This is a genomic window from Clostridium sp. E02, from assembly GCF_003833015.1.
In the GTDB taxonomy this organism is placed as follows: domain Bacteria; phylum Bacillota; class Clostridia; order Lachnospirales; family Lachnospiraceae; genus Lacrimispora.
Map to the genome: position 1 here is coordinate 87,684 of NZ_RJLQ01000010.1, position 12,927 is coordinate 100,610.

The window sequence follows — 12,927 nt, forward strand, 5'->3', positions numbered from 1 at the left end:
ATGAACTTAAGCCCCTTTTTTTATCTCAAACTATCTGCTGCCAGTAGTTTTAACCCTTTTTCATCTAGAAGCTCCACGCTTCCTCTTGTGATTTTGACTAGATGTTCTGCCTGAAACATACGAAGCATTCTAGTTACGACTTCTCTTGCTGTGCCCAGATGATGAGCAATCTGTTCATGGGTAATGGATAGTTCATTGGTATCATGAAGTTCTCCCTCTTCCAACAAAAAGGCGGCTATCCTGCCATCCATCTTTTTATTCATCACCTGATCCATCAGCCACATTACTTCCGAAAATCTAGAAGCCATTAATTCATTGGTGAAATTAGAAGCTGCGGCAGACTCTTCCATCAGTTCCTTATAAACTTGGGAAGGAATCATTAAGACGTGGGAATCTTCTTCCGCCTCAACCGTAACATCAAATTGAATATTTTTAATCATACAAGGACCAGAAAACAAACATATATCCCGATCCAACAACCGATACAATGTAAGTTCTCTTCCCTCATCTGATATCATAAAAGCTCTTAGCTGTCCCCCTGTTACTAAAAGAAACCCAATGCAGTCATCTCCACTGTGAACCAGCGTTCCTTTCTCAAACGTAACCTCTCTGGTCTTTTGTAGAAGCTTCTCCTTCTGTTTTTCTGTTAGTTTATTCCAGAACGGAAGATAATCTCCAAGTATCATTTCATCAATCCCCCTCTCTTAAACGAACCAGGTAACCGGACCTCGTCGTTCCCATCAAATAGTTTAAAACAATCTTCATAGCGCATTCTTCCTGACTTTAATTCCTCGGCAAGCAAAAGCAGATTCACAGAACTGATCGCTGCTCCATTTAAACCGGATCGCATGGATATGTGATTGAGTCTATCTTTAAATCCACCCGTAAACGAACCGGATAGAAAAACAAAACGGAACTGTTTTACTTGGTCATCAAAGATTTGCCACCACTTATTTTTATTGAAACGTTCACTCCGCTCTTTGTTTTCCTCGATATAACGGTACATCTCATCTGCCTGTTTCATTGGCAGAGAATACCCTTTTCCATAAGCCTTATTATCTATGATCAGCCCATTCTCACCATAGTACACACATACATCTGGCTTTCTGGTATCACCAAGCCTTGCTCCCTGAAATGCAAGTTCTTTGGTTAATAGTTCCGCTGTCTGCATCTCATAATCCCGGTCAGAAGTTCCATCAAATCCAAGATCCAAAAGTATTAAATATTTATGATCCACATGAATCATATGGGTTCTTAAGTAATCTTTTAGAATCGACACTTCTGACTTAACTAGAACCGAGCATTCAAAAACTTGCGGTAATTCCAACCCGGTAATTTCATCCGTAATCCGGTAGCTGTCTCCAGACTTGTTTAAATTAAGCCCAATATTAACAAGGCTTTTTAGATCATCTAGTATCGTTTCAGTCTCTTCCAAAAGATTCTTTCCCTTTAGATATTCCTTGATTTGGATTGGTGTTCGGTATGCTCCTTCTAAATATTTTATTAGATAGGTCCTTCGGTTCCGTAGGTAGTCCCGGTCTGTCGCTTTGGTTGCCAGCATATCCCACAATATTCGTTTGGGGGTCTTTTTAAACTTCGAGACTCCGTTGATGTGCTTAATCACCGTTCTTCCCTTTAGCGTCAGTTGATACGATTGAGGAATGACCACCGGCTGTTCTTCCTTTGTGGATTCAATTCCTTTTGCCGTTTTCTTCACCCAGCCTGTTTGAATCAGCCAACTGCAGATTGTCCGCACATACTTGTCACTGGTTCCTTCTGTATCTTTTAAAAGCTTTGTCTTATCCTCTTTCTGCTCTGCCTTAAGAAGTCCCTCTATGATCATATACTGGGGAATGGAAGTAAACCCTGCCTCTCCAATAAAGCCAAGTCTGGCACCAATTTCAAATTTCGTTAGATGTCCCTCTTTTGCAAGCAGAGTCAGGACCCTGCAGACAGGGGGATAGGATAAAAAAGCCTCTGTCAGTACTTCTCCCTCTTCTTCACTTTCTAAAGGTGCGTTGGCATACCTCATCCCCAATGAAGAGATGCTACAAACATCTTCCTTTCGATCATAATGAAGGAATCCAATGCTGACCGCCCATCTCAAAAAGGAATCTGCAGGCCAGTCACTTTGATATTCCTTTCTCTGTCCAGGAAGAACTGCCTGAATGATCCCAGAACAGGGCGCACTACTTCTAGTAAACCCCTTTGGTGTCCCTTTCCCTTTTAAATGTGTATAGGGTATTATAATACGAGGCTCCCCCAGTTCGCGAATAAATGCATCCCTTCCATCCGTTTCTGAAATGAGCCTTGGGATCTTATCGGTACGCAGGATGCGGTTACTCTCTGAATTCGGAACAAAAGCAGATACCACATTCTTTAAATTACCAAGTGTATAAGCCTCCTGTACCCAGCCAAATGTTCTATCTGCCACGTTTACTTCCTCTCTGTGTTTTTCTTTCAGTATAGCATAGCAGGGATGGTTAGGCAAAATGTTTTGGTTTGTTTTCTCATGACTGCTGTGCTATAATAATGAAAATTGAAAAGAACAAAGGAAAGGAATCGTTTCTATGGGTAAATTGCAGCTTATTCTTTTCGCTGTCGTCATCGTCTCTTGTTGTCTCCATATCAGAGAGCAGATCAAAAACAGAGATCATTTTCTGCATCTGTTTACTCAGAGCAGACATCGGGAAAACCGGATTGTTTATCTGGACTACTTACGGCTGATTGCCACTCTTTTTGTTATCCTGGTTCACTGTCTTGATGTGACTACGGTCTCCGTACCTGGCGGAAGTTTGACTTGGGTTTTTATTCAATCATTGTCAGCCATCTTAATGGTGTGCAACTACCTTTTTATTATGAATAGCGGTGCACTCCTTCTAAGAGGGAAAACAAGTGATATCAAGAATTTCTATTATAAGAGAGTAACCTCCGTTGCGATCCCTTTCTTTTGTTATTATGGAATCTATCTTCGTCTTTCCTGCCGCTACACGGACCAAGGCATAATAAAGGGTGCTTTGGCTGCATTCAAAGACATTTTAAAGGGTCCGATTGACTGGGCTCCCCACTTGTGGGTGATCTATGTCATACTGTCCCTTTCCATCCTTGCCCCCTTTTTCGCTCTTTTGCTCCGCCAGTTATCGGAATCCATGTTAAATACTATGGTATTTGTCATTTTGTTATTCCGCTGTACGGCTCTTTACCTGCCTCTTTTTAACCTCTCCTTAAACCTTGATTTGATGATCCAGCCATGGGAAGTGGTTTTCCTTCTTGGATATTATTTTTCTCATCCGACTGCCTTGAAACGGAGAAATCTGTATTGGTTTCTGGGTGGTGCCTCCTGTCTGTTTGTCATCTTATGCGTCCTATTCCGGGCAGATTACAAGGCGATCCTTCTAGCAGACGGTGCTCCCACTATGATTTTCATTGGAGGTGGGTTGTTTCTTCTATTACGCACGCTCGAATACAGGCTGCCAAAACCAGGCTTTCTTCTTAATTTTCTCATCCGCTACAGTTATTCCATCCTAATGGTACATTGGGCCATTCTTTATTATGTAAAAACGCACTTAGAAATGATCATTAAGCTTCCCTCCCTTGTGGGAAGCACGATCTTGTCCTTCTTTCTGGTACTGGTTCTCTCCGCCTTGTCTGCCATCCTATTCGATCAGACTGTTGTTTACTGCGTAAACCGCCTCATAGAACTTTTAACCAAATGGGTTCAAGGTGTTTTTACGACTCATCATTCTCAGTAAGATTTGCTGCCGGCAAGGGACGAACGTTGATCCCATTGATTTCAATATGCTCACTGATGCCGATCACAATACAGGGACGTCCGTCTATAAAACGATTTTCCACCAAATGGGTTTTATCCGGAGCTACCTTAATGCTTACATCTGGTGTTTTAATCTCGAAACTTCTGGTATTTACTACATTAGACGCTATAAAACTGGGAGCCACTGTCTCTTCTTGATCTGCAAACCGTTGTTCTAAGGCTTCTAGTCTCTCTGGGCTGGCTCCATTGCTTTCTAGTAGTTTTTTCAACTGATAAGTATCTAGCGTAAATGGATCTGCCTCGTCTTTTGTTTCTTCTATTATTTCATTTAAATTCTCATGAAGATTTTTTATCGTTTCAAAGTCACATTGTTCTCCCAGAGTCTCTTCTATCATTGCCTGAAAGGTCTCTTTTTGGCTTTTGGCTGTCATGGGCATAACACAGCCTAGCAATTCATCCACCAAACGCTCTGGAATTTGCTCTGGATTTTTAGAATAATACATAATTCCATGAATGTCAGTATTCCGATCCGTAAAGGCAGGAAATAAAAAACCAGTATCTGGGGCTTCCACGATCCAGTCTCTGTTTCTATTTTGGATGACATTTGCTTCCGTATTATAACATAGACCAGCCTTTGAAAGTTTCACCGGGCAGATGGCACACTGTATAAACTCATACACAAAATCTGATGCGTCAAACATCTCTATGCCATCGGTAGATTTTGAAGGGATATCATACGCGCTATGAATTAATATAATATAGTAATTTTCCCCATAATCGTAACTTGCAATTACATTGTCATAGAATTCTTCAATCAATGTATCGTCCTTCAACTGACTATCCCGCAATTTTAAAAGTAGATGTTGCGTTCCACCTTCTGCCTCTGTATGAAGAGGAAACTCCATATTGATCAGATTTTTCCCAATGGTCCCGGAGAGTGTCCCCTTGAAAATGGTAAAGTATTTAAAAGCTTCATCTTCTGGAAGGGATAGAAATGCCTCCTTAAGTTCTGTTCTTTTGTTTTTTTCCGCATCCACATAACAGCCGCAAATACGGCTGATGGCGCAGTTTGCCGGTGTGTAAAGCTTTTTAATTTCATTCGCTTCTTTCTTATTCATACTTTTATGTTCTCCTATTCTATCAAGTTATAGTATCATGGACAGAACGGGAAAGCCCACAGACCAACCGGTCAGTGAGCTTTCCTGTCTAGAAATTTCTTGGTTATTATACCATATTTTCCATAGGCTTACAACTAAATCCTCCTTAGATTTTCCCTCCTTCTACGACCAGATTCTCAGGATTAATTTCATCTCCATAGACTGGTTTTAATGTTTCTTCAAAATCTTTATGGAAAAACTGTTCTTCTGCCAAAGACTCGATTTCTGAATTAATCCATTCCAAAAGCTGTGTGTTCCCTTTTTGTACAGCCGGTGCAATGGTGTCTAGATTTCCTATGGATGGAATCCCCACTGTAAATCCCTGATTTTGCAATGCCCAGGCAAGAACTTCTGTATTGTCTGTGGAGAATCCATCTCCTCTGCCATCTGCCAGAGCGTCATAGGCTTCCTGATATTCATCGAACTTTAAAAGCTTTATTTCTGGATGATTTTTTGAAAAATAGGTTTCAGCCGTGGTTCCTTTCACCACAATCAACGTCTTATCCTTCAACTGGGAGGGTTCTGAAACCATAGCCGAATTAGGTGACACCACTCCCAAAGCCACTTTCATATAAGGAAGTGCAAAATCCACTTGTTCTTTTCTGTCGTCCGTCACTGTGAAATTAGCAAGAATCACATCTACTTTTGCTGATTTTAAATACTCTACCCGGCTGGCGGCTTCTACATAAACAAATTCCACCTTATCTTCACTTCCCAAAAGATCTTTTGCCAATCTTTTTCCGAAGTATACGTCATAGCCTTTTATCTCTCCAGAAGAATCAACATACCCAAATGGATTTTTATCGCTAAAAACCCCGATCTTAATGGTTCCTGACTCTTTAATCTCCTCAAGTGTTCTTGCATTCGCACTGGCCCCTGATGTGGTTGATTCCTTTGCCTGACTGCAGCCCGCTATCAAACTTACTGTCATGGTAATTAAAACAATGGCCCCAAATATTCTTTTTTTCATCCTCATTTTCTCCTTTTCTTATGATTCATAATGAAATGTATTTAAAAATTGTTTTGCGCGTTCTGTTTGTGGAGCATTAAAAAATGTTATAGGATCGCTTTCTTCCACTACAAGTCCCTGATCCAGAAACAGAATCCGGTCAGCAACTGCCTTTGCAAAATCCATCTCATGGGTGACAATCACCATTGTCATCCCTTCTTTTGCCAGCTTTAATACCACTTGTAATACCTCGCGGACCATCTCCGGATCGAGTGCTGCTGTAATCTCATCAAGAAGCAAGACTTCTGGATGCATCAAAAGTGCTCTTACAATGGCTACTCTCTGTTTTTGACCTCCTGACAACTGCCTGGGATAAGCATCTTTTTTTGCAAGAAGTCCCACCCGGTCAAGTAGTTTCTCTGCTTCCCGAACCACTTCCTTTTTCTCTCTTTTTTGAACTTTTAAAGGTGCCAGTGTTAGGTTCCCGAGAACTGTCATATGAGGAAATAAATCATAGCTTTGAAAAACCATTCCAATCTTCTGCCTGATTTCATAACCATCTTGTTGATTCTGCTCAATCATCTTATCTTCAAACTGAATGATTCCAGAATCAATCGGCTCCAACAGATTCAGGCAACGCAAAAAAGTACTCTTTCCACACCCAGAAGGACCAATGACCACAGCAACCTCTCCTTTTTTCAAAGAAAAAGATATCCCATTTAAGACTGGCTGCCCATTTTCATAGGATTTTTTTAATTTTTCTGTCTTTAAAATCTCTCTTTGTTCCATCATGAATCCCTCAACTTTTTCTCAAATAGAGCTGACGCTCTGGAAAATGGATAGCAGGCTGCAAAATACAAAATAAAGATTGCTCCATATACCCATAAAGCCGCATCCGGAATGGCGAATCTGGATGCATCAATCATCTGTTTCCCAACCTTAACCACTTCAACAACACCGATCAGCACCACAAGAGAGGTGGTTTTAATCATGCGAGTCAGCAAATTCATCACAGACGGCAGAAGTCTTTTGAAAATTTGAGGAATCAGAATAAATTGGTACACTTGGTTCCTGGTCATTCCAAGCGCCACCCCACTATGTAACTGATGTATGGGAATTGATTCTAACGCACTTCGAACCAGGTCCCCCATCTCCGCTGCTCCCCAAAATGTAAATACAATCACGGCTGCCATATCTCCGGAAAGATTTACTTTCCAGTGTTTGGCGGCTCCAAAGTAAACCAAAAACAACAACACAAGTGGAGGCATAATCCGTACTACTTCCAGGTAGAGACGACTTAAAAATCGTATGGTCTTTTTCTTACTGGTCATAATTAATCCCATGAATATCCCAAGGACAATGGATAAAATCATGGATATCCCTGCAATTCTAAGTGAAATCCATAGTCCTCCCAGAAGCCTTAAAAAATTATTTCCCTGAAATAAGATTCGAATCCCCAAATGTTCCATATCGAACCCTCCTTTCTATCCAAGTACAAAGCAACGATATGGGTAGTAGAATAATCAAATATGCAACCACCAATAGAAATAGTGCCTCATCTGTCTTGTAGTAAATCCCAATCAGATCCTTGGCTACAAACATAAGATCTGCCAAAGCCACTGCACTAAACACCGATGTTTCTTTTACGAGAAATATGATGTTTGCACAAAATACCGGTATGGATGTGGCAACTGCCTGGGGCAATATAATAAATTGAAAAATCTGCCCTTTCGTAAGACCAAGACTGAATCCAGAATCTGACTGGATCTTTGGCACTTGTTCTAGTCCGCTTCGAAACGCCTCAGCCATGTAACTACCTCCTAAAAAGCCAAGCCCTGTTATCGCACAAATTTCAGAACTTAATACGATTCCTAATTTAGGAAGGCCAAAATACAAGAAAAAAAGCTGAATGAGCAAAGGTGTATTTCTGGAAATCTCGATGTATCCGTTCACCACCCCTTTTAATAAGGGGATATGAAACTGTTTGACCATACTGCAAATAAGACCAACCACCATTGACCATGCAATTCCGAAAAAGGAGATTCGAAGAGTCAGTAAAGCCGCATGAACATAAAGTGGTGCATTGGTGCGTATAAATTCAAAATCCATATTTTATCTCCCTTACGCTAATCTGGATAAAGGAAAAGCTTTCCTCTTCCCTATATACATACTATACATGTATGTTAATATACTATGAACCGTTTTTTTTGTCAATACATTATTTTCAATTTTTTTCAACGCATCTCCTGCTGAAGCAATTCCCCATACAATAAAAAATCCAGGAAAATAGATTTTACTATTTCCCGGATTCTATAATATTAAAATCAATTTGAATGATTCTACGCATCTGCGTCCGTTAAACGGAATTCTTGAATCATCTTTTTTAGTTGTTCCATCTGACTTAAAAGTTCTTCGCTTGTAGCCGCACTCTCTTCCGCAGTTGCTGAATTGGATTGTGTTACTGTAGAAATCCGCTGCATTCCTTCTTCTAGTTCCCAAACACTGTCTGATTGTCTTTTTAAGGATTCTGATACCTTAGATACCAGACTGTCAATGGTGTTGGTCTGCTCTACGATTTTTTGGAACACTTCTGCTGATTTCTCAGTGTTATGTTTTCCCTCTTCCACGGAAGCTATGGTACGGTTGATTAATTGAGTTGTCTGTTTTGCAGCCTCTGCGCTCTTCCCTGCCAGTTCTCGTACTTCATCGGCAACTACGGAAAAACCTTTCCCCGCTTCTCCAGCCCGTGCTGCTTCAATCGCTGCATTTAACGCAAGAATATTGGTCTGAAATGCAATATCATCTATAATGCGGATAATGCTTTGAATTTGCTTCGCAGAGTCATCAATACTGCCCATGGATGTTAACAAACGATTCATCTCTTCATTTCCCTGAGTGGTCTCTAGGAGTGCGGACTCTGTTGCACTCTTGATGGTAAGGGAATATTCTGCACTGTCCTTTATATGACCAGAAACCATCTCAAGTGCTCTTGAAAGGCTTTCCGTCGTCGCTGCCTGTTCGGAAGAATTATCCGCTAGATTTTGACCACTTATGGCAACCTGCTCCGAACCTTCACCAACCTGTTCCGATGCATTGGATATATGTTTCAAAGTCGTATTTAAAGAGGTAAGAATTTCTTCTAAAGCAGTCTGCATGGGAATAAAATCACCCATATACCGCACGGAACTTTTGACCGTTAGATCTTTCTTTGCCACTGCGCTTAACACCTGCGATATATCTACAATATACGAACGAAGTCCATGTATTGTCTTTTGTAACGCCAGAATCAAACGGGCGATTTCATCTTTGCCTTTCGTCAGTTCAACATCCTCTTTGAGATCTCCTTTTGCCAACCGTTCAATCCGCTGTGTTGCTAAAAGTATGGGGCTTGTGATTCTTCTTGCAAAAACTCCAGTAACCAAGATAGAAACAATCAAAAGTACCAAACCTGCCGCCACACAAAATATGAGTGTCAAACGAATATTATCTTCAATCTGAGAAAGAGGGGTGGTCACTGCTACCGACCAACCTTCCGGGCCTCCTAAGGGAGTATATCCAACCAAACGTCGTACTCCTTTATAAAAACTAAAGCCAGTCCCTTTCTTTCCTGCCATCATCTGCTTAAAAATGGCAGCAGTAGGCGCATAGGAAGAATCCTTTTTCGCTAATTCCATATAATCCTTTGGATGGGAAACGTTCTCTTCCGTTGGATGAATCACAGTAAGTCCCCTGCTGTTAATCACGAATGCATATCCGCTTTCCCCAATCTTGATTTTAGTCAGCTCGTCACTGATCACTTTGTAAGGCAAAACTCCATAAAGAACCTTACCTGTCTTTCCAATGGGAGCTCCTATGTAAAGAATCAGCTGATTGTCTTCATCAAGAATTGGATCAGAAATATAAGGGGTTCCTTGTTTTGCCTGTAAAAAAAAGTCCTGATCCTTAATCGCATCCTTTTTGTCATTGACACCACTGGTGTCTGCAATGGTTATATAATCAAACCCCGATGCATCTGCTTCTTCTTTTAAAAGACGTTTTCTCTCCGACTCACTGGTTCCATCTGTCAAAAAACGTTTCGAAGCCGTATTCTTCATCGTATTGCGATATATATTCAGCACAGAATCAATTCCTTGCTGATAAGATTCCGCAAGATAAGAAGAATTTTTCTTAGCCTCTTCTATCGAACTTTGATAGTATAGAATCGATGTAACTGCAGTCAATAGAATGATTGTAAACGCTAAAATTATAGAATTAAAAAGTAAAAGCTTACTCTTTAAATATTTCATAATAACAATTGCCTCCTCCACCTGTGTTCTGCAAACCATACCAATCAAACGAATACTTTGCAGACAAAAGGACATAATTCTTCCTTTTTCTACATTATAATCCATTCTTTACCAGGTGTCAAAAGAGTTTCTAATTAATATTTGATAAAATTTCTCTATTGCATTTTCATGAAAAAACTTTTTTTCATGAACTAAATACGATTTTTCGATACGGTTCAAATTTTGCCCATTTATTCTGAACCTCCAATGTTTTCTCTTGATTTTCTTGCAAGGTATCATGAAGGTATGCTTTTAAGTCCTCCCTTGTATGTATGTTCAAAGTAAATCCCCTCTTATCAAGGACCGGTAATCCCCCAAACTCATAAGCATTGAGAGGAATGATATCGTATACCGTACGGTTTCGGATCAAGACTACAGCATGGTCGGTGGATGATATTACGTCAAAATAATCTGGGTAATGGAAGCTGTCCCCCTCCAAAGGAATTAAATCTCCCTGCCGATAGGTTTTTTTCGGTGATTTTTTTCGAAACATAAAATCCTGATCAAGGTTAACATACAATTCCTCAAAAAGAGATCCTCCTGTTTTTAAACCTTCTTTTTGAAAGTATGGTTTTTCCGAAGTCCCCTCCACCTTCTCTATTACCCCACAGGCGGAAGTCATATGACTTACCCGATCTATTAATATCAATTCTCCCAGTGTTTTATTTTTCTTAAATTCATCCACAACTATGGATTGAGACAGAATAAGAGAACAAGATGCAATCTCATTTTTCATAACAGTATATTCTCTCATATGAGAACCTGTATTCACATCAATCTGATATTCCACTTCTTTTATAACAGCTGGCACCATTTTAGTTCCCAGTTTTAATAAATATTCGTTCCCACACTGCAGTGGTTCTTCATCCATCCAAAGTAGAGATGCTTTTACCTCCTTACTTATAGGTAATTCTTTGTCAGCCAGAATGCATCCCCGGCTAACATCTACTTCCCGATCAAGTCTTATGGTAATTGCCTGACCCGCTCTTGCCCGATCAACTGACTGATTCCCCATTAACAGACTCTTTACGCAAGCCGTTTCTTTTCCAGGAAGCGCCATTAACTTCTTCCCCACCCAGACCTCTCCGGATTCTACCTGCCCCTGAAATCCTCGAAAGTCATGATTTGGTCTGCAGACCCTTTGTATGGGCATATAGAATTCTGAATTTTCTTCTTTTTCTGTCACATCTACTTCTTCTAAATAAGAGAGCAAAGGTTCCCCCTGATACCATGGCATATTGGGGGATTTTTTCGTTACATGATCTCCTTTCGTAGCACTAACTGGTATGACTGCCACATTTTCCAAGGACAACTCTTTGGTTAGATCTGAAATTACTTTTTTAATTGTTAAAAAGTGCTCCTCCTTGTAATCCGCCAGATCCATTTTGTTCACAGCAAATACAAAATGACGGATTCCCATAAGAGAACAGATTCTGGAATGACGTCTGGTCTGAACCAAAACTCCCTGTGTGGCATCTACTAGAATAATTGCAAGCTGTGCAAAGGAAGCTCCTACCGCCATATTTCTTGTGTATTCTTCGTGCCCAGGAGTGTCCGCAACGATAAAGCTTCTCCGATCTGTGGTAAAATAGCGGTATGCTACATCAATGGTGATTCCCTGTTCCCGTTCTGCCATTAGACCATCGAGCAACAGAGAATAATCAATCTCCCCCCCTCGTGAACCTACTTTACTATCTAAAACCAATGCCTTTTCCTGATCCGCATAGAGAAGTTTGGAATCATATAGGATATGACCGATCAGTGTGGACTTTCCGTCATCCACGCTGCCACATGTAATAAATTTCAGCAATCCATTCATTAAAAGTACCCCTCTCTTTTTCTTTTTTCCATACTTGCCGCTCCTCCATCTTTGTCAATAACACGGCTGGTTCTTTCTGATTCCACGGAGCTTAATGTCTCCTCAATGATCTCGTCTAAGGTTTCTGCATTTGATAATACTCCACCAGAAAGGGGGTAACAGCCAAGCGTACGAAAACGGACTTTTTTTATCACCGGTACTTCTCCTGGTTCTAAGCGCATCCGTTCATCGTCTACCATAATAATATCCTGATCCCGGTAAACCACTGGACGTTCGGCTGCAAAATACAGTGGAACAATGGGAATATTCTCTCGTTTGATATATTGCCAGATATCCGTCTCTGTCCAGTTGGATATGGGGAATACCCGAATGCTTTCCCCTTTGTATATCTCAGTATTATAAAGGTTCCACATCTCCGGTCTCTGATTTTTAGGGTCCCAGGCATGGGAAGCATTCCGAAACGAAAAAACACGCTCCTTAGCACGGCTCTTTTCCTCATCTCTTCTTCCTCCCCCAAATGCTGCTGTAAATCCATATTGGTTTAATGCCTGTTTAAGTGCCTGCGTTTTCATAATATCGGTGTAGGAAGAACCGTGATCAAAGGGATTGATTCCCCGCCTCACGCCGTCTTCATTTATGTATTCGATCATTTCGATTCCAAGTTCTCTGGCTGTTTTGTCCCGGAACTCAATCATCTCTCTAAATTTCCATGTAGTATTAACATGAAGAAATGGAAATGGCGGCTTTTCCGGGTAAAATGCCTTTCTTGCCAAATGAAGCATAACTGAGCTGTCTTTTCCAATCGAGTAAAGCATTACTGGTTTCTCACATAGAGCCGCAACCTCTCGTATAATATAGATTGATTCTGCTTCTAGTTCATCTAGATGGGACAATTTTCTCATAAT

Annotated in this window: 11 protein-coding genes; 1 reads left to right on the forward strand and 10 read right to left on the reverse strand. The window is 40.6% G+C overall.

What is annotated here, in order from left to right; genetic code table 11:
- Nucleotides 1-20 precede the first annotated feature (20 nt).
- Together EFT72_RS09195 and EFT72_RS09200 are read right to left on the reverse strand one after the other, a co-directional pair.
- Nucleotides 21-686, reverse strand: a complete 666-nt coding sequence (locus tag EFT72_RS09195; protein ID WP_124066623.1) for a Crp/Fnr family transcriptional regulator — start codon at nucleotides 684-686, stop codon at nucleotides 21-23.
- Complete coding sequence (locus EFT72_RS09200; RefSeq protein WP_124066624.1) at nucleotides 683-2,434, reverse strand: restriction endonuclease FokI C-terminal domain-containing protein; 1,752 nt, start codon at nucleotides 2,432-2,434, stop codon at nucleotides 683-685. The genes EFT72_RS09195 and EFT72_RS09200 overlap by 4 nt, the downstream gene beginning before the upstream one ends.
- A gap of 136 nt (nucleotides 2,435-2,570) precedes the next feature.
- Between EFT72_RS09200 and EFT72_RS09205 the strand changes: the two genes are divergently transcribed.
- Entirely contained in the window at nucleotides 2,571-3,752 is a 1,182-nt protein-coding gene (locus tag EFT72_RS09205; RefSeq protein WP_124066625.1) for an acyltransferase, read from the forward strand.
- Here EFT72_RS09205 and EFT72_RS09210 read toward each other — a convergent pair.
- From EFT72_RS09210 to cysD, 8 genes are all read right to left on the reverse strand, one after another.
- Nucleotides 3,730-4,890 carry a DUF4317 domain-containing protein gene (locus EFT72_RS09210; RefSeq protein WP_124066626.1) on the reverse strand — a complete coding sequence of 387 codons (1,161 nt, stop codon included), beginning with the start codon at nucleotides 4,888-4,890 and terminating at the stop codon, nucleotides 3,730-3,732. The two genes, EFT72_RS09205 and EFT72_RS09210, sit on opposite strands and share 23 nt — an antisense overlap.
- Before the next feature lie 145 nt (nucleotides 4,891-5,035).
- A complete protein-coding gene (locus EFT72_RS09215) occupies nucleotides 5,036-5,899 on the reverse strand; it encodes a cysteine ABC transporter substrate-binding protein (protein ID WP_206426631.1) in 864 nt (287 codons plus the stop codon).
- Nucleotides 5,900-5,917: 18 nt separating this feature from the next.
- Complete coding sequence (locus EFT72_RS09220) at nucleotides 5,918-6,667, reverse strand: amino acid ABC transporter ATP-binding protein (protein ID WP_347561866.1); 750 nt, start codon at nucleotides 6,665-6,667, stop codon at nucleotides 5,918-5,920.
- Nucleotides 6,667-7,347 (reverse strand): amino acid ABC transporter permease, encoded by a 681-nt coding sequence (locus tag EFT72_RS09225; RefSeq protein ID WP_124066629.1) that lies wholly within the window; start codon nucleotides 7,345-7,347, stop codon nucleotides 6,667-6,669. Before EFT72_RS09225 ends, EFT72_RS09220 begins: the two co-directional genes overlap by 1 nt.
- Nucleotides 7,307-7,987 carry an amino acid ABC transporter permease gene (locus EFT72_RS09230; protein WP_124066630.1) on the reverse strand — a complete coding sequence of 227 codons (681 nt, stop codon included), beginning with the start codon at nucleotides 7,985-7,987 and terminating at the stop codon, nucleotides 7,307-7,309. The genes EFT72_RS09225 and EFT72_RS09230 overlap by 41 nt, the downstream gene beginning before the upstream one ends.
- Before the next feature lie 230 nt (nucleotides 7,988-8,217).
- Nucleotides 8,218-10,164, reverse strand: a complete 1,947-nt coding sequence (locus EFT72_RS09235) for a methyl-accepting chemotaxis protein (RefSeq protein WP_164473121.1) — start codon at nucleotides 10,162-10,164, stop codon at nucleotides 8,218-8,220.
- 184 nt (nucleotides 10,165-10,348) lie between these two features.
- The gene (locus EFT72_RS09240) at nucleotides 10,349-12,022 is read right to left on the reverse strand and encodes a GTP-binding protein (protein ID WP_124066632.1); all 1,674 of its coding nucleotides are present in this window, start codon (nucleotides 12,020-12,022) and stop codon (nucleotides 10,349-10,351) included.
- The gene (cysD, locus tag EFT72_RS09245; protein WP_124066633.1) at nucleotides 12,022-12,924 is read right to left on the reverse strand and encodes a sulfate adenylyltransferase subunit CysD; all 903 of its coding nucleotides are present in this window, start codon (nucleotides 12,922-12,924) and stop codon (nucleotides 12,022-12,024) included. The genes EFT72_RS09240 and cysD overlap by 1 nt, the downstream gene beginning before the upstream one ends.
- Between the last annotated feature and the right edge of the window lie 3 nt (nucleotides 12,925-12,927).

Excerpts from the sequence above, each read along its gene's own strand:
- EFT72_RS09195 (WP_124066623.1), bottom strand. The coding sequence starts at position 686 with ATGATACTTGGAGATTATCTTCCGTTCTGGAATAAACTAACAGAAAAA.
- EFT72_RS09205 (WP_124066625.1), top strand. The coding sequence starts at position 2,571 with ATGGGTAAATTGCAGCTTATTCTTTTCGCTGTCGTCATCGTCTCTTGT.
- EFT72_RS09210 (WP_124066626.1), bottom strand. The coding sequence starts at position 4,890 with ATGAATAAGAAAGAAGCGAATGAAATTAAAAAGCTTTACACACCGGCA.
- EFT72_RS09215 (WP_206426631.1), bottom strand. The coding sequence starts at position 5,899 with ATGAAAAAAAGAATATTTGGGGCCATTGTTTTAATTACCATGACAGTA.
- EFT72_RS09220 (WP_347561866.1), bottom strand. The coding sequence starts at position 6,667 with ATGGAACAAAGAGAGATTTTAAAGACAGAAAAATTAAAAAAATCCTAT.
- EFT72_RS09225 (WP_124066629.1), bottom strand. The coding sequence starts at position 7,347 with ATGGAACATTTGGGGATTCGAATCTTATTTCAGGGAAATAATTTTTTA.
- EFT72_RS09230 (WP_124066630.1), bottom strand. The coding sequence starts at position 7,987 with ATGGATTTTGAATTTATACGCACCAATGCACCACTTTATGTTCATGCG.
- EFT72_RS09235 (WP_164473121.1), bottom strand. The coding sequence starts at position 10,164 with ATGAAATATTTAAAGAGTAAGCTTTTACTTTTTAATTCTATAATTTTA.
- EFT72_RS09240 (WP_124066632.1), bottom strand. The coding sequence starts at position 12,022 with ATGAATGGATTGCTGAAATTTATTACATGTGGCAGCGTGGATGACGGA.
- cysD (WP_124066633.1), bottom strand. The coding sequence starts at position 12,924 with ATGAGAAAATTGTCCCATCTAGATGAACTAGAAGCAGAATCAATCTAT.